Source organism: Pseudomonas sp. OVF7, from assembly GCF_030644265.1.
Lineage (GTDB): Bacteria > Pseudomonadota > Gammaproteobacteria > Pseudomonadales > Pseudomonadaceae > Aquipseudomonas > Aquipseudomonas gorinensis.
Map to the genome: position 1 here is coordinate 5,862,947 of NZ_CP128996.1, position 18,718 is coordinate 5,881,664.

At 62.3% G+C, this 18,718-nt stretch carries 16 protein-coding genes; 10 read left to right on the top strand and 6 right to left on the bottom strand.

Annotated features, from left to right (window positions below; genetic code table 11):
* Window positions 1-4: 4 nt before the first annotated feature.
* Window positions 5-745 (bottom strand): flagellar basal body rod protein FlgF, encoded by a 741-nt coding sequence (locus QU606_RS26595; protein WP_024076731.1) that lies wholly within the window; start codon window positions 743-745, stop codon window positions 5-7.
* A 228-nt stretch (window positions 746-973) separates the two neighbouring features.
* Window positions 974-2,536: a sigma-54-dependent transcriptional regulator gene (locus QU606_RS26600; RefSeq protein ID WP_069076747.1), complete on the bottom strand. Its 1,563-nt coding sequence runs from the start codon at window positions 2,534-2,536 to the stop codon at window positions 974-976.
* 257 nt (window positions 2,537-2,793) lie between these two features.
* On the opposite strand from QU606_RS26600, the gene phhA reads away from it, so the two are divergent.
* The 3 genes from phhA (at window position 2,794) to QU606_RS26615 (ending at window position 5,238) form a co-directional block, all read left to right on the top strand.
* Entirely contained in the window at window positions 2,794-3,585 is a 792-nt protein-coding gene (phhA, locus tag QU606_RS26605) for a phenylalanine 4-monooxygenase (RefSeq protein WP_024076733.1), read from the top strand.
* 103 nt (window positions 3,586-3,688) lie between these two features.
* Window positions 3,689-4,045 (top strand): 4a-hydroxytetrahydrobiopterin dehydratase, encoded by a 357-nt coding sequence (locus QU606_RS26610; protein ID WP_024076734.1) that lies wholly within the window; start codon window positions 3,689-3,691, stop codon window positions 4,043-4,045.
* Window positions 4,045-5,238 carry an amino acid aminotransferase gene (locus QU606_RS26615; RefSeq protein WP_024076735.1) on the top strand — a complete coding sequence of 398 codons (1,194 nt, stop codon included), beginning with the start codon at window positions 4,045-4,047 and terminating at the stop codon, window positions 5,236-5,238. The genes QU606_RS26610 and QU606_RS26615 overlap by 1 nt, the downstream gene beginning before the upstream one ends.
* A gap of 136 nt (window positions 5,239-5,374) precedes the next feature.
* Here the strand turns inward: QU606_RS26615 and QU606_RS26620 are convergent, their stop codons facing one another.
* Window positions 5,375-6,184, bottom strand: a complete 810-nt coding sequence (locus tag QU606_RS26620; protein WP_024076736.1) for a UDP-2,3-diacylglucosamine diphosphatase — start codon at window positions 6,182-6,184, stop codon at window positions 5,375-5,377.
* 137 nt (window positions 6,185-6,321) lie between these two features.
* Here QU606_RS26620 and QU606_RS26625 point away from each other — a divergent pair, with 137 nt between their 5' ends.
* From QU606_RS26625 to QU606_RS26635, 3 genes are all read left to right on the top strand, one after another.
* Window positions 6,322-7,089: an AraC family transcriptional regulator gene (locus QU606_RS26625; protein ID WP_304997811.1), complete on the top strand. Its 768-nt coding sequence runs from the start codon at window positions 6,322-6,324 to the stop codon at window positions 7,087-7,089.
* 82 nt (window positions 7,090-7,171) lie between these two features.
* Complete coding sequence (locus tag QU606_RS26630; RefSeq protein ID WP_024076738.1) at window positions 7,172-8,056, top strand: DMT family transporter; 885 nt, start codon at window positions 7,172-7,174, stop codon at window positions 8,054-8,056.
* Window positions 8,057-8,184: 128 nt separating this feature from the next.
* Window positions 8,185-8,466 carry a hypothetical protein gene (locus tag QU606_RS26635; RefSeq protein WP_304997812.1) on the top strand — a complete coding sequence of 94 codons (282 nt, stop codon included), beginning with the start codon at window positions 8,185-8,187 and terminating at the stop codon, window positions 8,464-8,466.
* 41 nt (window positions 8,467-8,507) lie between these two features.
* On the opposite strand, the gene QU606_RS26640 is transcribed toward QU606_RS26635, so the two are convergent.
* Window positions 8,508-8,795: a SelT/SelW/SelH family protein gene (locus tag QU606_RS26640; RefSeq protein ID WP_024076741.1), complete on the bottom strand. Its 288-nt coding sequence runs from the start codon at window positions 8,793-8,795 to the stop codon at window positions 8,508-8,510.
* Between the two features lie 84 nt (window positions 8,796-8,879).
* Between QU606_RS26640 and QU606_RS26645 the strand changes: the two genes are divergently transcribed.
* On the top strand, window positions 8,880-11,069 hold the full coding sequence (locus tag QU606_RS26645) for a patatin-like phospholipase family protein (protein ID WP_168233187.1): 2,190 nt from the start codon (window positions 8,880-8,882) through the stop codon (window positions 11,067-11,069).
* Window positions 11,070-11,147: 78 nt separating this feature from the next.
* On the opposite strand, the gene QU606_RS26650 is transcribed toward QU606_RS26645, so the two are convergent.
* Both QU606_RS26650 and recQ read right to left on the bottom strand, forming a co-directional pair.
* On the bottom strand, window positions 11,148-11,582 hold the full coding sequence (locus QU606_RS26650) for a MarR family transcriptional regulator (protein ID WP_024076743.1): 435 nt from the start codon (window positions 11,580-11,582) through the stop codon (window positions 11,148-11,150).
* Between the two features lie 121 nt (window positions 11,583-11,703).
* Entirely contained in the window at window positions 11,704-13,830 is a 2,127-nt protein-coding gene (gene recQ, locus QU606_RS26655) for a DNA helicase RecQ (protein WP_304997813.1), read from the bottom strand.
* Window positions 13,831-14,104: 274 nt separating this feature from the next.
* Here recQ and QU606_RS26660 point away from each other — a divergent pair, with 274 nt between their 5' ends.
* The 3 genes from QU606_RS26660 (at window position 14,105) to QU606_RS26670 (ending at window position 18,715) form a co-directional block, all read left to right on the top strand.
* On the top strand, window positions 14,105-14,692 hold the full coding sequence (locus tag QU606_RS26660; protein ID WP_304997814.1) for a YecA family protein: 588 nt from the start codon (window positions 14,105-14,107) through the stop codon (window positions 14,690-14,692).
* 20 nt (window positions 14,693-14,712) lie between these two features.
* Window positions 14,713-15,096, top strand: a complete 384-nt coding sequence (locus tag QU606_RS26665; protein WP_041160992.1) for a YbaN family protein — start codon at window positions 14,713-14,715, stop codon at window positions 15,094-15,096.
* A 148-nt stretch (window positions 15,097-15,244) separates the two neighbouring features.
* Entirely contained in the window at window positions 15,245-18,715 is a 3,471-nt protein-coding gene (locus tag QU606_RS26670; protein WP_069076839.1) for a PAS domain-containing hybrid sensor histidine kinase/response regulator, read from the top strand.
* The last annotated feature ends 3 nt before the right edge of the window (window positions 18,716-18,718 follow it).

Here is an 18,718-nt window from a genome sequence, read left to right on the forward strand (position 1 = left end):
GCTATCAGCTCATCGCCAGAACGCGGGTCATGGCCTGGTCGTCTTCTTTGGCGCTGTTCATCATCTTGATGTGCAGCTCGAATTGCTTGGAAAGCGCCAGCACCGCGGTCATTTCTTCCACCGCGTTGACGTTGCTCGCTTGCAGGAAGCCCGAGGTCAGCTTGACGCTCGCATCGGCCTGGGCCGGCTGGCCATCCTTGGTGTGGATGGTGCCGTCAAGGCCTTTGGTCATGTTCTTGAGGTCCGGCTGGACCAGCTTGATGCGGTCCACTTCCGCCATCACCCGTGGGCCTTCGCCCATGGCGCGGATGCTGACGGTGCCGTCGGCGCCCACTTCGATTTTCTGCTGGGGCGGCACGGCAATCGGGCCACCGTTGCCCATGATCGGCATACCGTTGCCGGCCCGCAGCACGCCCAGCGCATCCACATTCATGCTGGCGCTGCGCACGTAGGCTTCGCCACCGTCAGGCGTTTGCACCGCCATCCAGCCGTCACCGCTGACCGCCACATCCAGGTCACGACCGGTTTCGATCATGGCGCCCGGCGAGAAGTCGGTGGCTGGCCGCTCGGTCATGGCAAAGGCCCGCGCCGGAAAGCTGTCACCGAACACCGGCATCGAACGGGCCTGCTCCAGGTCACGCTGGAAGCCGTTGGTGGAAATGTTCGCCAGATTGTTGGCATGGGCCTTCTGCGCCAGAGCATTCTGGCTGGCGCCGGTCATTGCCACATAAAGGTACTTGTCCACGCTCTATCCTCTTTCTGACGGACGCTTGCCGCCCACCGCTGTACTGATGAGGCTTAAGCAATTTGCGAACCAACTTTTGAAAAGCGGGAGAAGTGCAGGCGGGGCGGGGGTTTGGCGGCGGGCGTGAATAAATGACGTCCCGGTGGGAGTCGAAAAAACGGCGGACTTATGCCGCTTACGGCAACGCCACGGATTAAATGTGGGAGGGGTTGCCCCCTCCCACACGGGTTATTTGTCGACCTTGAGGATTTCGTAATCGCGCAATTTATTGGCGATGGTGGTGTGAGACACGCCCAAGCGCTTACCCAGCAGTCGACTGCTAGGGTGCTCGGCGTACAGGCTTTCCAGCACTGCCTTCTCGAAGCGTCCGACGATCGCCTCCAAACCACCCTCCAGCGAGAAATCGCCAAGCGGCTGACGCACGCCATAGTCCGGCAGCCGGATATGCTCGGCCTTGACCGTGCCGCCGTCGCACAACGACACCGCCTGGAACAACACGTTTTCCAACTGCCGCACGTTACCTGGCCAGTGGTAGTGGCTCAGGCGCTCCATCGCGGCGGGCGCCAGCTTGGGCAGCGGGCAGCCGATCTGGCGGCTGGCCTGGTCGAGAAAGTGCTCCACCAACGGCGCCAGGCCATCAAGGCATTCACGCAACGGTGGGATATGCAGGGACAGCACGTTGAGGCGATGGTAGAGATCCTGGCGGAATTCACCACGGGCGCACAGCTCGGACAAATCCACCTGGGTGGCGCAGATCACCCGCACATCCAGGTACACCTCTTCATCGCTGCCGACACGCCGAAAGCAGCCGTCCTGCAAAAAGCGCAGCAATTTCACCTGCAAGCGCGCGCTCATTTCCCCGACACCATCGAGAAACAGCGTACCGCCCGCTGTCAGTTCCAGCAGCCCGAGCTTGCCTTCGGCCCGCGCGCCTTCAAAAGCGCCTGGGCCATAGCCAAACAGCTCGGTCTCGGCCATCGATTCAGGCAGGCCGGCGCAGTTGAGCGCCATCAACGGCGACTGCCCACGCGGGCTGGCCAAGTGACAGGCACGCGCCAGCAACTCTTTACCCGTGCCGGTTTCGCCTTCTATTAATAGCGGCGCATCCAGCGGTGCCATGCGCCGCGCTTCGCGGACCACGGCAGCCATGACCTTGGAGCTTTGGAAGATACTGTCGAAGCCACGCAACTCTTGCTTGCGCACGTTGTAGATGCGCTCACCGACGCGATCGGCGCGATGCAGGGTCAACACGGCGCCCGCCATCGCTTCGCTGTCATCGTGCTCGGAGGATTGCAGCGGCGCGATATCCGCCAGGAACACGTCACCCTTGACCTTGACCCGCAGGCCATTGATCCGCGACTTGCTGGCGCGCACCAGTTCCGGCAAATCGAAATCCTCGGCATAGCGCGACAGCGGAATCCCCGGCACCTCGTCCACCCGCACGCCAAGCAACTGCGCCGCGGCACGGTTGGCGGCAACGATGGAGCCGCCCATGTCGATGGACAACACCGGAAACTCCAGGGCACCAAGCAGCGCATTGAGCTCCATATGCCGGCGCTCGCTGGGCATCAGCCCTACCCTCTTTACGCCAAACACCCCGGCAATCGCCTCGAACTGCGGACGCAATGCCTGGAACTGCATGTTCACCAGGTTCGGGCAGTACAGGTAGATGGCATTGCCGTGCTCGCCACCGACCTCGCCCTTGGCGACGTTGACGCCGTACTCCACCAGCAGGTTGAGGATGTCCCGCAGGATGCCGATGCGGTTCTGGCAATGCACTTTGATACGCATGGAAAGGCTCGAAAGGTCGGTAGGCGCTGCGTCTTTTTGTCGCTGGGCGCAGATAGTCGTCAAGATTATGTGACAGTCGCCGCGCTTTTCACAGCGTGGTGACGCCAGAATACCCAGGGTCGTAACGAAAACTTTACGAAAAACGGTAATTTTTCCTACGAACACACCTGAGCGGCAGGTGGAATCGCGCCCCAGTCGGGGTATCAATAGGGTCATCGCAGGACATAACAAGAACGAATGCCTAGCAGGAGAGCCGTATGAAGCAGACGCACTACGTGGCCCGCGAGCCCGATGCGCAAGGTTTTATCCACTACCCGCCGGAAGAACACGCGGTGTGGAACACTCTGATCACCCGTCAATTGAAAGTGATCGAGGGTCGCGCCTGCCAGGAATACCTGGACGGCATCGACAAGCTCGGCCTGCCCCTGGACCGCATTCCACAGTTGAGCGAAATCAACCAGGTGCTGGCCGACACCACGGGCTGGCAAGTTGCCCGGGTGCCGGCGCTGATCCCCTTCCAGACCTTTTTCGAATTGCTCGCCAACAAGCAGTTTCCCGTGGCGACCTTTATTCGCACCCGCGAAGAACTGGACTACCTGCAAGAGCCGGATATTTTCCATGAGATCTTTGGTCACTGCCCGCTGCTGACCAACCCCTGGTTCGCCGAATTCACCCACACCTACGGCAAGCTCGGCCTGGCAGCCACCAAGGAGCAACGGGTGTACCTCGCGCGCCTCTACTGGATGACCATCGAGTTCGGCCTGGTGGATACCCCTGAAGGTCGGCGCATCTACGGTGGTGGCATTCTGTCGTCGCCCAAAGAGACGGTGTACAGCCTGTCGTCCGAGCCTGAGCACCAAGCCTTCGACCCACTGGAGGCAATGCGCACGCCGTATCGTATTGATATCCTGCAACCGCTGTACTTTGTCCTGCCCAACCTCAAGCGCCTGTTCGAAGTCGCGCAGGAAGACATCATGGGCATGGTTGAGCGCGGTATGCAGTTAGGCTTGCACGCCCCGAAATTTCCGCCAAAACCCAAAGCAGCGTGAACCTCAGGTTTTGCGGCCAGGTGAGTCTGTTCCCTGGCCCCGCGTTGCTTTAGGGTAACGCCACTGACGACCGTTTCCAGACACTCGAATTCAGGACACCCCCATGACTACCTTGAACCAAGCCCACTGCGAAGCCTGCCGCGCCGATGCCCCACAGGTCAGCGATGAAGAACTGCCGGTGCTGCTCAAGCAGATTCCCGACTGGAATATCGAAGTACGCGATGGCGTGATGCAACTGGAAAAGGTCTTCCTGTTCAAGAACTTCAAGTTCGCCCTGGCCTTTACCAACGCCATGGGTGAAATCTCCGAAGCCGAAGGCCATCACCCAGGCCTGCTCACCGAATGGGGCAAAGTCACCGTGACCTGGTGGAGCCACTCCATCAAGGGCCTGCACCGCAACGACTTCATCATGGCCGCGCGTACCGACGAAGTGGCCAAGAACGCCGAGGGCCGCAAGTAATGCATTTCGATGCCATTGGTCGCGTGCCCGGCGACCCGATTCTCGGGCTGATGGACCTGTACGCCCAAGACTCCAACCCGAACAAGTTCGACCTCGGCGTGGGCGTGTACAAGGACGACCAGGGCCTGACGCCGATTCCCCATTCGGTGAAACGCGCGGAACAGCGCCTGGTCGACACCCAGACCACCAAGACCTATATCGGCGGCCACGGCAATGCGGCCTTTGGCACATTGATCAGTGAGCTGGTACTGGGCACCGACTCGGCGCTGCTGCGCGAAGGCCGTGCCGGCGCCACCCAGACCCCAGGCGGCACCGGCGCCCTGCGCCTGAGCGCCGACTTTATCGCCCACAGCCTGCCCGGCCGTGGCGTATGGCTGAGCAACCCGACCTGGCCGATCCACGAAACCATCTTCGCCAAGGCCGGGCTCAAGGTCAGCCATTACCCTTACGTGGGGGCGGACAACCGGCTGGATGTGGCGGCAATGCTCGCCACCCTGTCCACCGTGCCCGAGGGCGATGTGGTGTTGCTGCACGCCTGCTGCCATAACCCGACCGGCTTCGACCTGTCCCAGGCGGACTGGCGCCAGGTGCTGGAGATCGTGCGCGAGCGCCGGTTGCTGCCGTTGATCGACTTTGCCTACCAGGGCTTCGGCGACGGCCTGGAACAGGACGCCTGGGCGGTACGGCTAATGGCGACCGAGTTGCCAGAGGTGCTGGTCACCAGTTCCTGTTCGAAGAACTTCGGCCTGTACAGTGACCGTGTCGGCGCGTTGATTGTGTGTGCGGCGGATGCCGAGAAGCTGACCGACGTGCGCAGCCAGTTAGCGAACATCGCCCGTAACCTGTGGTCGACCCCACCGGATCATGGGGCGGCGGTGGTCGCGACCATCCTCGGCGATGCCGAGCTGAAGACGCTGTGGAGCGGCGAAGTCGAAGCCATGCGTTCACGCATCGCGCAGTTGCGTTGCGGACTGGTGGAGGCGTTGGCGCCTCACGGTTTGTCGGAGCGGTTCGCGCACATCGGCGCACAACGCGGGATGTTTTCCTACACCGGTTTGAGTGCCGAGCAGGTGAAGCAACTGCGCGAGAAGCACAGCGTGTATATGGTCAGTTCGGGGCGGGCTAACGTGGCGGGTATTGACGCGACACGCCTGACGCTCCTGGCCGAAGCCATTGCCGACGTCTCCAACTGAAGAAACACAAAACCAATTGTAGGAGCGAGCTTGCTCGCGAAGAACTCATAAGCACCGCGCCTATTCAGGCTGCACGCGTTATCGTTGACGTTTTTCGCGAGCAAGCTCGCTCCCACATCTGGACTGTGGTTGGCCTTCAGTTGGTGATCATCTCGGCCTTGAGCTGTGCCTCTTTGGCCTGCGCATCGGCCAACCGATACAACTCGATATGCCCATCCCAGTGTTCGATCAACGCCGTGCACGACTCCACCCAATCCCCGCAGTTGAGGTAATCGACCTCACCCACCTTGCGAATTTCCGCGTGATGGATATGCCCGCACACCACGCCGTGCAGTTCACGCTTGGTCACTTCATGGGCGATGGCTTCTTCAAAGTCGCTGATAAAGCTCACGGCGGTTTTCACCTTGTGCTTCAGGTACGCTGACAGCGACCAGTAGCCGTAGCCATACCGCGCGCGCCAATGATTGAGCCAACGGTTCAACGTCAGCGTGAACTCGTAGGCCGAGTCGCCGAGGAACGCCAGCCAACGGTGATAGCGGGTGATCACATCGAACTGGTCGCCATGGATCACCAGCAAGTGCCGGCCATCGGCGGTGACATGCACGGCCTCGTCCACCAGTTGGATGTTGCCCAGGATCAGCGTGGAATAGCGACGCAGGAACTCATCGTGGTTGCCGGTGACGTAGATCACCTCGGTGCCGCGCTTGGCCATGGTCAGCAAGCGGCGGATCACGTTGGTGTGGGCCTGGGGCCAATACATGCCGCCACGCAGCTTCCAGCCGTCGATGATATCGCCGACCAGGTAGACCTTGTCGGCATGGTACCCCTTGAGAAACTGCGACAGGTGTTCGGCCTGGCAATCCCGGGTGCCCAGGTGCACATCGGAAATCCACAGGGTACGCACGCGCTGCTTACGGCTGGGCGGGGTGAACTCGGCACTGGTCATGGGCATCCCTCGACGCTGTTTTTGCGAGCTTGCGCCCAGGCGGTGAATAGCCCATGACAGCTGTGCGTCAGTCTGATGACAGCGCCCACCGAGGGCGAAGCGTTGTAGACTGGCGCCCTGCTGCCCAGGAGACCGCGATGCAACCGTCCCTCACGCTCCGCCACTACCTCGAAGCGCCCATTGCCCACAGCCATGACCACGCGCAGCTGGTGTTCGGCCTGTCCGGCCATTTGGACCTGGAAGTCGATGGCCGTGGCAGCCAGGTGCATGAGAGCAGTGTGATGGTGCTGCCCTTCTCTGCGCATCACGCCTGCGGCAGCCGCGATGGCAGCCGCTGCCTGGTGCTCGACGTGCCCACCGAACACTGGGTGCTGCAATCGTTGGGCGAGCATGCCGATGCCAGCCGCCGCCTGCTCGATCAACCGGCCCGCCTGAGCCTGGATACCCGGCAACACCAGTTGGTGCAATGGCTGGCGCACAGCCCGGTGAGTGACCCGCTGATCGCCCAGCAAGGCGCGGTGTTGTTACTCGCCAGCCTCAATCATCCGCAGGCGCCCCTCACGCCGGGCCGGCGCCTGCCCTACGCCGCGTTCAATGCCCATATCGAGCGGCACGCCGCCCATCCCCTGCAGGTCGCTGACCTGGCGCGCATCGCCGACCTCTCGGTGGCGCGCCTGCATGCGCGATTCATGGCCGAGTGCGGGCAGACGCCCATGGACTATATCCGCAGCCGTCGCCTGCACAGGGCACTGGGCCTGCTGCGCGACACCCCGCTGCCCATCGGCGAGATCGCCGCACGCGTCGGCTATGCCTCGCAGAGTGCGTTTGCCGCGGCAATGTTGCGTGAGTTCGGCGCCTCCCCCGGCGCCTTGCGGCGTTTGGTGCACACGCGAGTCCTGCGCTAAAAATCGCGAGCCGCACGACAGACACCCACACCGTCCACCCTCTAGACTGCGATCCTGTCACCCCGTTGGTTCAAGGATCGCAATGACTCCCCGTTCAGCCCTCGGCGCCCTGCATATCGGCGCACTGATGTTTGGCCTCACCGGCGTATTCGGCAAGCTGGCGGCCGCCTCGCCGGCCATCATCGTGTTCGGCCGCGCCGCGTTTGCGGTGTTGGCCCTGGCGGTCTTCGCGCGCTTCGCCAGCAACGCCCCCTGGAAGACGTTGCAAATGCGCGACTGGCGCCGGCTGCTGGTCAGTGGCGTGTTGCTGGCCGCACATTGGGTGACGTTCTTCATGGCGGTCAAGGTTGCTGGCGTCGCGGTGGCAACCCTGGGGTTTACCGCATTCCCGGCGTTCACTGTGATCCTCGAGGGCTTGATCTTCCGCGAGCGGATACGCGCCAATGAAGTGCTGCTGGTCGCGCTGGTGACCGTCGGCCTGGTGCTGGTCACGCCAGACTTCAACCTCGCCAGCGAAGCCACGGGCGGCCTGCTGTGGGGGATTGTCTCGGGGCTGCTGTTTTCCTTGCTGTCGCTGAACAACCGCGCCAGCTCCGGACGGATTCCGGCGGTACAGGCGGCGCTGTGCCAGAACGTGGTGGTCGCCGTGTGCCTGTTGCCCGTGGCGGCACCAGGGCTGGCGGATGTGCGGGCCATGGACTGGCTGTGGATCGGGCTGCTTGGGGTGTTCTGTACCGGGTTGGCCCACAGCCTGTTTGTCGCCAGCCTCGCGGTGATCAAGGCGCGCACCGCCTCGGTGGTGTTCGCCATGGAACCGGTCTATGGCATCACGGTGGCGTGGCTGCTGTTCGCCGAAACCCCGACCTTGCGCATGCTGCTGGGCGGCGCGCTGATCATTGTCGCCATCGTCCTCTCCGGCCTGATGGGCAGTGCCAGCCAGGCCAAACAGCCGGCAGCGACGGCCTGATCTATACTTTGCCCATCCGCAACAGTCTGTCGTCGTTCAACGGATAAAGACTCCTCGACGACAGCCATGCCCTTTGAAGTTGCTGCAAGCGAGTGGTCACGCCATTAACGCTATGCAGGAGCTGCATCATGGAAACACTCATCAGCTTGCTGATTCAGATCATCAGCGGTGCCGTCGGCGGTAATCTGGCCGGCATGACCAAACAGAGCCTGGGCACCGGGCTCAATACCTTTCTTGGCGGGGTCGGCGGCCTGATGCTGGGCCAGTTGGCCTCCGTACTGACGGGCACCTCCGGTGGCGAAGCACTGGATGTGGCGGCGGTCGGCAGCAATATTGTCGGCGGCGGCATCGGTGGCCTGGTGCTGGCGTGGATCGTGGGCTTCATCAAGAACCAGATGGCTGCCAAGTAGGCACGCGGCAGTGGGTCACTATCCTGCCAGGACGGTGACCTTTACTGCGTACGATCGTTGTGCCCCAGGTCACGCTGCGGGTCGATCTGGTCGCGCACACGCTGCTTGAGTACCTTGGCCTCCGGGAAGCCGCCATCGGCCTTGCGCTCCCAGATCTGCACGCCGTCGCAGGTGATGCGAAACGCCCCTCCCGTGGCGGGCGCCAGCGACACTTTGCCCAGGTCATCGGCAAAGGTGCTCAGCAGCTCCTGGGCCAGCCATGCGGCGCGAAGCAGCCATTGGCACTGGGTGCAGTAGGTGATGACGATTTCGGGTTTGCTGACGGACATAACTTGACAGGTTCCTGGCGTAACGGGCTCGGAGGGTCGAGTGGCTATAATACCGGCCTTTATCGCCCAGCCTCGAGATTCATGATGCGCCGCCTGCTGTCCTGCCTGTTCCTGTGCCTTCTCCCCCTCCTCGCCCACGCCGCCGACGCGCCGCGCCCGAAAATCGGCCTGGTACTGTCCGGTGGCGCCGCGCGCGGCCTGGCCCATATCGGCGTGCTCAAGGCCCTGGAGGAACAGGGGATTCATATCGATGCGATTGCGGGTACCAGCATGGGGGCGGTGATCGGTGGACTGTATGCGTCGGGTTACAAGATCGACGAACTGGAAAAACTGGCACTGGGCATCGACTGGCAGCAAGCCCTCTCCGACGCGCCGCCTCGCGAGGATGTGCCGTTCCGGCGCAAGCAGGACGACCGGGACTTCCTGGTCAAGCAGAAGCTCAGTTTCCGCGATGACGGCAGCCTGGGCCTGCCCCTCGGGGTGATCCAGGGGCAGAACCTGGCGCTGCTGCTGGAAAGCATGTTTGCCCACACCAGTAACATCCGCAATTTCGACAAGCTCCCCATCCCGTTCCGCGCCGTAGCCACGGACATCACCACTGGCGAAAAAGTGGTGTTCCGCAAGGGCCACCTGCCCCAGGTGATCCGCGCCAGCATGTCGATCCCGGCCGTATTCGCCCCGGTCGAGTTGGATGGCCGGCTGCTGGTGGACGGCGGCATGACCGACAACATCCCCCTGGACGTGGCGCGGGAGATGGGTGTCGACATCGCCATCGTGGTCGACATCGGCACGCCGCTGCGCTCGCGCAAGCAACTGGCCACGGTGGTGGATGTGCTCAACCAGTCCATCACCCTGATGACCCGACGTAACTCCGAAGAACAACTCAAGGCCCTGCACCCCAAGGATGTGCTGATCCAACCACCACTGGCCGCCTACGGCGTGACGGACTTCGGCCGCGCCAAGGACATGATCGACGCCGGCTACCGCGCCACCCGCGCCCTCGACGTGCGCCTGGCCCACCTGCGCCCTGCCGAACCGATCGACCCGGAACTGGTCGCTGCGCGCACTCCGGGCGAACGCACGCCGGTAATCACCGCCATCACGGTGGAGAACGACTCGAAAGTCAGCGATGACGTGATCCGCTACTACATCCGCCAACCCCTGGGTGAGCCGCTGAACCTGGGCCGCCTGCAAACGGACATGGGCACCTTGTACGGCCTGGACTACTTCGAGCAGGTGCAATACCGCGTGGTCAAGAAAGGCCACGACAATACCCTGGTGATCAGCGCGCGCGGCAAACGCAGCGGCACCGATTACCTGCGCCTGGGCCTGAACCTGTCGGACGACATGCGCGGCGACAGCGCTTTCAACCTCGGCGCCAGCTACCGTATGAACGGCATCAACCGCCTCGGCGCAGAATGGCTGACGCGAGTGCAGATCGGCGACCGGCAGGAACTGTACAGCGAGTTCTACCAGCCGATGGACACCGGCTCACGTTACTTCGTCGCCCCCTATCTGAGTGCCCAGGCGCAGAACGTCGAGCTGATCCTGGACAACGACCCCATCTCCGAATACCGCCTGGAACGCTATGGTTTCGGGTTGAATGTCGGGCGGCAGATCGGCAACAGCGGTGAGATCCGCTTCGGTGTCGGCGAGGCCTGGGGCAAGGCCGACGTGCGCATCGGCGACCGAGACCTGCCGAGCGTGAGCTTCAGCGAAGGCTTCTATGAGTTGAAGTACTCCTTCGACTCCCTCGACAACGTGTACTTCCCGCACAGCGGTGAAGACATCGGCCTGGCATTCCGGGAATTCGAGCCGGGGCTGGGCTCGGACCAGCGATACCGGCAATGGGAATTCAAGCTGGACAAGGCCATGAGCAACGGCCCCGACACCCTGGTGCTGGGCGGGCGCTACGGGCGGACCCTGGATAACTCGGATGTGGTGATTTCCAGCTTTCTGCTCGGCGGGGCGCGGCAATTGTCGGGCTTTCGCCAGGATGCGATTTCGGGGCAGAACATCAGCTTGATGCGGGCGGTGTACTACCGCCGCCTGACGCCGCGCTCATACCTGCCACTGGATTTCCCGCTGTACCTGGGCGCCTCCCTGGAACGGGGCCGGGCGTGGAACAACGACAATGAATTCGACAGCGGCTATATCAATGCCGCGAGTATTTTCCTCGGGTTTGATACGCCATTGGGGCCACTGAACTTCAGCTATGGGTTCAATGATGATAGTCAGCAGGCGGTTTACTTGAACCTGGGGCAGACGTTCTGACGCATCAACCGCAGGAGCCGGCGTGTTGTGGCGAGGGTACACACTCACTCGCCACAACACGCCCTGGATCCAGCCGTGTCAGGACTTTTCCAGATTCGCCAGGATATGCCCATGCACCCGCATGCACACGCGCATATCTTCTTCATCCACGCCCACGAACAGTTCATGGCGCAAGGCAGTGGCAATGGTCTCGATCTGCTCGATCAAGGGGCGGGCGCTATCGCATAGCAGAATACGCTTGGCACGGCGGTCTTCCACCACGGCCTGGCGCTGCACCAGGCCCTGGCCTTCCAGGCTATCGAGCAAACGTGCCAGGGTCGGGCCTTCCACGCCGACGCTTTGCGCCAACTCGCGTTGCGTCGGTGCTTCTTCGAAACGAGCCAGGTGCAACAGCACCAGCCAGCGCGCCTGGGACAAGCCCAGCCCGGCCAGACGGCGGTCCAGCTCGGCGCGCCAACCTCGGGACATTTGCGCCAACTGCATGCCAAAACGGTGTTGATCGGTTAACGGCATAAAAAACTCATGGGTTAGACTGAAAATAAAGTATGGCTAATTATTAGTCAGCTAAGCATGAGCCATGTCAGTAGGCAAGGTCTGCTATGTACTGATTCGTTACATTGTCGTAATTGGCACACTAAATTTCGAATTCCGACTGCAATGCCGCCCGAACACAGTACAAAACACCCTCAGGCACACGCCCGGTAAACAGCGGCGCAATCTCCGAAACAGCTGGCAATTCGCCTTCTCCATCGAGGAAGGCGTCTTGGATTTCGCCGAGCAAATCTTCCGGCAAATCAAGGGCCTGCTCCAGGGACAGCTGTTGCTTGCCGATGGCTTCAGCCAACAGGGTGTAGACGTTTTTCTCCGAACATTGCAGTTGGCCGGCGATCTGAATCGGGGTCATCCCGGCGCGTGCCAGGCTGATCAATTCATGGCGAATATCGGCGACTTCCTTCGGCGCCTCGGCCTGGCCGCCGAGCACTTCGAGGAAGGCTTGGCCATAACGCTCCAGCTTGCGCGCACCCACGCCGCTGACCCGGGCCATCTCGGCCAGGGTGGTGGGTTGCTCGCGCAGCATCTCCAACAGGGTCGAGTCGGGGAAGATGACGTAAGGCGGCACGCTGTGTTCCTGTGCCAGTTTGCGCCGCAGGGTGCGCAAGGCTTCCCACTGCTCGCGTTCTTCGCCACGCACCAGTTGGCTGGCCTGGCTGGTGCTGCTCTTGGCGGTGGTTTGCGGCTTGAGGTCGCGACGCAGTTCCAGGCTCACTTCGCCCTTGAGCAGCGGCCGGCAACTGTCGTTCAGGCGCAGGCCGCCGTAGCCCTCGATGTCGATATCCACCAGGCCGCGCGCGACCATCTGTCGGAACAGTGAACGCCACTCGCCTTCGGCCCGTGCCTTGCCGACGCCATAGACCGAGAGTTTTTCGTGACCGAAGCTGCGCACTTTTTCGTTGTCTTTGCCCAGCAATACGTCCACCAGATGGCCCACGCCATAACGCTGGCCAGTACGGTAGATCGCTGACAACCCCTGGCGTGCCGGTTCGGTGGCGTCCCAGGTCTGTACGCCGTCGACGCAATTGTCACAGTGACCGCACGGCTCGGGCATGTCTTCGTCGAAGTACGCCAACAGGGTCTGGCGGCGGCAGCGCGTCTCTTCGCACAGCGACAACATGGCGTCGAGCTTGTGCTGTTCCAGGCGCTTGTGGCGTTCGTCACCCTCGGAGTTCTGCAGCATCTGCTTGAGCATCACCACGTCTTGCAGGCCGTAGACCATCCAGGCATCCGCTGGCAGGCCGTCACGGCCGGCACGCCCAGTTTCCTGGTAGTAAGCCTCGAGGGACTTGGGCAGGTCCATATGCGCCACGAAGCGCACGTTGGACTTGTCGATCCCCATGCCGAAGGCGATGGTTGCCACCATGATCAGGCCTTCCTCGTTGAGGAAGCGTTTCTGGTGGGCGGAGCGCGTTTCATTGGGCAGGCCGGCGTGGTACGGCAGCGCCGGGTAACCCTGCTCGCACAGGAAGGCGGCCACTTCATCGACTTTCTTGCGCGACAGGCAATAGACAATGCCCGCATCGCTGCGCCGCTCGGACAGGAACGCCAGCAACTGCTTGCGTGGCTGCTCCTTGGGCACGATGCGGTAGAAAATATTCGGTCGGTCGAAGCTCGACAGGAAGCGCTCGGCATTCTGTAAATGCAGGCGCTCGACAATCTCTTCGCGGGTGCGCTTGTCGGCGGTGGCGGTCAGCGCGATGCGCGGGACGTCGGGGAACAACTCTGCCAACTGGCCCAATTGCAGGTATTCGCGACGGAAATCGTGCCCCCATTGCGAAACGCAGTGGGCTTCGTCGATGGCGAACAGGGCGATTTCCAGGCTTTGCAGGAAGGCCAGCATGCGTGGCTGCACCAGGCGCTCTGGGGCGAGGTAGAGCATTTTCACTTCGCCGCGCTTGATGCGCGCGGCCAGGTCGCGCTGCTGTTCGGCGCTGAGGGTGGAGTTCAATGACGCGGCCGCCACACCGAGTTCCTCCAGGGTCGCCACCTGGTCGTCCATCAACGCAATCAACGGCGACACCACCACGGCCAGGCCGTTACGCAGCAAGGCGGGCACCTGGAAACACAACGACTTGCCGCCGCCGGTAGGCATCAGGACCAGGGCATCACCGCCACTGGCCACGCGCTCAATGATCGCACCCTGGCGGCCACGAAAACTGTCGTAGCCGAAGATGTCCTTGAGGACGCGTTGAGCCTGCTCGAGCATGTAAAACTCCAAAAAAGTGCCGAAACCCTCAGTACAGGCTGGCCGAAAAAACGCGGCTTCACGGAAAATAATCCGTAAACGAAGTTTTCTCGGCCTGGTGCCTGGCCTGCGGGGCATCACAAAACGCGGCAGTATACCCGAGGGTCATCCGGCAAAGGGCGCGACTGACGAATAGACGTCCGTCTCTAAAACCTGGCAAATATGCAGTGCGGCTGGCCTGGGCGCTCAAGAAAGCCTAGAATTCAGCATCGTTTATTCCCAAGGTAGTCCTTCAATGTCCTTCGCTGAGCAACTAACCCGCCTGCAAGCCTTCCTCGACGCCGATGAGCTGCATGACGAGGCGCTGGACTATGTGGCCGCCCACGGCTACCTGACCGCCTTGTCGATCTCCTCCGACATCGTGCCGGACCGTGAGTGGATCGACGCCTTGTTCGCCGAAGAGCCGCACTACGCCGACGCCGCCCAGCGTGAAGAAATCGAAGCCACCCTGGTGGCCCTGAAGGCCCACATCGGTCGCCAACTGGCCTCCGATGAAGAGTTCGAACTGCCGTGTGACCTCGACCTGGGCGAAGAGCCGGACGACTCCGACCTGCGCGGCTGGTGCATCGGCTTCATGGAAGGCGTATTCCTGCGTGAAGCCGCCTGGTTCGAAACCGCCGAGGAAGAAGTCAGCGAAATGCTGCTGCCCATCATGGTCGGTTCGGGCCTGTTCGACGACCAGCCGGAGTTCTCCGACATCGCCGCCGACCCCAACCTGATGGACGACATGATCGTACAGATTCCGGAAGCGCTCACCGCCCTGTACCTGCTGTGCAACGCCCCTGACGAAAAACCGGCGATCCTCAAGCCACGCCACCACTGAGTCGTTTGCCCGTGACACCCATGGGCAACCGCTCGTTGCTCCTGCGCTACGTGCTGCTGGCCATCGGCTGGTTGAGCGTGGCGCTGGGGGTCATCGGTATTTTCCTGCCGGTCTTGCCGACCACGCCCTTTCTCCTGCTGGCCGCCGCCTGCTTCGCACGCAGCTCCCCGCGTTTCTACCGCTGGCTGGTGGAGCACCCGCGCCTGGGCCCTTGGATTCGCGACTATCTCGACGGCAATGGCATCCCGCTCAAGGGCAAGGTCTACGCCATCGGCCTGATGTGGTTGAGCATCGGTTTCTCCTGCTACCTGGTCCCCCTGCCCTGGGCGCGCGGCTTCATGCTGACCAGCGCCGTGCTGGTGACGATCTACATCCTGCGCCAGAAAACCCTGCCACCGAGGTAAGTGCGTGTCTCGTGCCAGCAGTCAATATCAGCGGGCATGCGACATAAGATCCCACACGACCTTGGTCGACACTGACTAACCCCATGCATCATGCGAGACTGTCCAACCGGGCCCGGAATGCCTGGGTGTTCTTCTGTCCGGAGTTACCATGACGCTGTCCAGCGGGCTGATCGCCGCCGTTGCCCTGGCCTATATGGCCATTATGTTTGCCATCGCTTTTTACGGTGACCGCCGCCACGCGCCGCTGCCACCGCGTATGCGCGCGTGGGTCTATAGCCTGTCGCTGGCCGTGTATTGCACCAGTTGGACGTTCTTCGGCGCCGTAGGCCAGGCCGCCGAACAACTGTGGGCATTTTTACCGATCTACCTGGGGCCGGTGCTATTGCTTGTGTTTGCACCGTGGGTCCTGCAAAAGATGGTGCTGATCAGCAAACAGGAAAACATCACCTCCATCGCCGACTTTATCGCCGCTCGCTACGGCAAATCCCAATCGCTGGCCGTGGTGGTCGCGCTGATCTGCCTGGTGGGCGTACTGCCCTATATCGCTCTGCAGCTCAAAGGCATTGTGCTGGGCGTGAACCTGCTGATCGGCTCGGGCGCCGACACCACCGGCACCCGCGCCCAGGACACCGCGTTGATCGTGTCACTGGTGCTCGCGCTGTTCACTATCGTATTCGGTACCCGCAACCTCGACGCCACCGAACACCACCGCGGCATGGTGCTGGCGATTGCCTTTGAGTCGTTGGTCAAGCTGTTCGCGTTTCTCGCCGTCGGCGCGTTTGTCACCTACGGCCTGTACGACGGTTTCGGCGACCTGTTCAGCCAGGCGATGCTCGCGCCCCGCTTGGAGGAATACTGGAAAGAAACCGTCAACTGGCCTTCGATGGTGGTGCAGACCGGCGTGGCCATGATGGCCATCATCTGCCTGCCGCGGCAGTTTCACGTCACCGTGGTGGAAAACATCGACCCTCAGGATCTACGCCTGGCCAAATGGGTATTCCCCGCCTACCTGATCCTTGCCGCGCTGTTTGTCGTGCCGATTGCCCTGGGCGGCAAAATGCTCCTGCCCGGTTCGGTGCTGCCCGACTCTTATGTGATCAGCCTGCCCTTGGCCGAAGCCCATCCGGCCCTTGCCGTACTCGCCTTTATCGGCGGTGCATCGGCCGCCACCGGCATGGTGATTGTCGCCAGCATCGCGTTGTCGACCATGGTCTCCAACGACATGCTGCTGCCCTGGTTATTGCGCCGCTCCAGTGCCGAGCGCCCTTTCGAAGTGTTCCGCCACTGGATGCTGTCGGTACGTCGGGTCAGCATTGTGATCATCCTGTTGCTGGCCTACGTCAGCTATCGCCTGCTCGGCTCCACGGCGAGCCTGGCGACCATCGGCCAGATCGCCTTCGCCGCCGTGACCCAACTGGCACCCGCCATGCTTGGCGCACTGTATTGGAAGCAGGCCAACCGGCGGGGGGTGTTTGCCGGCTTGGCGGCCGGTACGTTCCTGTGGTTCTACACCTTGGTCCTACCGGTTACAGCGAAAAGTCTCGGCTGGTCCTTCAGCCTATTCCCTGGCTTGACCTGGCTGCATTCGCACCCACTGGGCTTCTCGGTCACGTCGCTGACCCTGGGCACCGTGTTCTCCCTGGCGGGTAATTTCACCTTGTTCGTCTGGGTTTCGATGCTGTCGCGTACACGCGTCTCCGAGCACTGGCAGGCCGGGCGCTTCATCGGCCAGGAAACCAGCCAGCGCGCTAGCGCCCGCTCGATGCTGTCGGTACAGATCAGCGACCTGCTCAGCCTCGCGGCACGCTTTGTCGGCGAGGAACGCGCCCAGCAGAGTTTTATCCGCTTTGCCTATCGCCAAGGCAAGGGCTTCAACCCCAACCAGAATGCCGACAACGATTGGATCGCGCACACCGAGCGTCTGTTGGCCGGTGTACTCGGTGCGTCTTCGACACGCGCGGTGGTGAAAGCGGCCATTGAAGGCCGGGAAATGCAGCTGGAAGACGTCGTGCGGATCGCCGACGAAGCCTCCGAGGTGTTGCAGTTCAACCGGGCCTTGCTGCAAGGCGCGATCGAAAACATCACCCAAGGCATCAGCGTGGTAGACCAGTCACTCAAGCTGGTGGCCTGGAACCGCCGTTACCTGGAACTGTTCAACTACCCCGAAGGCTTGATCAGCGTCGGCCGACCGATTGCCGACATCATTCGCTACAACGCCGAACGCGGCCTGTGCGGGCCAGGTGAAGCCGAGGTCCACGTGGCCCGCCGCCTGCACTGGATGCGCCAGGGCCGCGCGCACACCTCAGAGCGCCTGTTCCCGAATGGGCGAGTGATCGAGTTGATCGGCAACCCGATGCCGGGCGGCGGCTTTGTCATGAGCTTCACCGACATCACCGCGTTCCGCGAAGCCGAGCAGGCATTGACCGAGGCCAATGAGGGCCTGGAGCGGCGGGTCACCGAGCGCACCCATGAGCTGTCGCAACTCAATGTGGCACTGACCGATGCCAAGGGCGCGGCCGAGTCCGCCAGCCAGTCTAAGACCCGCTTCCTGGCAGCTGTCAGCCATGACCTGATGCAACCGTTGAATGCCGCGCGCCTGTTCTCAGCCGCCCTTTCCCACCAGAACGACGGCCTGTCGAACGAAGCCCGGCAACTGGTGCAGCACCTGGACAGTTCGCTGCGTTCGGCCGAAGACCTGATCAGCGACCTGTTGGATATTTCGCGCTTGGAAAACGGCAAGATCAATCCGCAGCGCCAACCCTTTGTGCTCAACGAGCTGTTCGACACACTGGGCGCCGAATTCAAGGCGTTGGCGCAGGAACAAGGCTTGCGCTTCCGCCTGCGCGGCAGTCGCTTGCGGGTCGACAGTGATATCAAGTTGCTGCGCAGGATCCTGCAGAATTTCCTCACCAATGCCTTCCGTTATGCCGACGGCCCGGTGCTGCTGGGCGTACGTCGACGCCAGGGCGAACTGTGCCTGGAAGTCTGGGACCGCGGCCCTGGCATCCCGCTGGATAAACAGCAGGTGATCTTCGAAGAATTCAAGCGCCTGGACAGCCACCAGACCCGCGCGGAAAAAGGCCTGGGCCTGGGCCTAGCGATCGCTGATGGCCTGTGCCGCGTGCTGGGCCATCGCCTCAGCGTGCGCTCATGGCCGGGCAAGGGCAGCGTGTTCAGTGTGCGCGTGCCACTGGCGCGCATCCAGACCAGCCCGCAGGTCAAGGTGCCGCAGGAAAGTGGCCTGCCATTGAGCGGCGCGCAAGTGCTGTGCGTGGATAACGAAGAAAGCATCCTGATCGGCATGCGCAGCCTGCTGACCCGCTGGGGCTGTGAGGTCTGGACCGCCACCGACCAGGCGCAATGCGCGGCGCTCCTGGCCGAGGGCGTACGCCCGCAACTGGCGTTGGTGGATTACCACCTGGACCACGGCGAAACCGGCACCGAGCTGATGGGCTGGCTACGGGCGCAGTTGGCGGAACCGATTCCCGGTGTGGTCATCAGCGCCGACGGCCGCCCGGAAATGGTGGCCGAGGTGCATGCAGCGGGGCTGGATTACTTGGCCAAGCCGGTGAAGCCGGCGGCGTTGCGGGCGTTGCTGAGTCGGCATTTGCCGCTTTAAAAA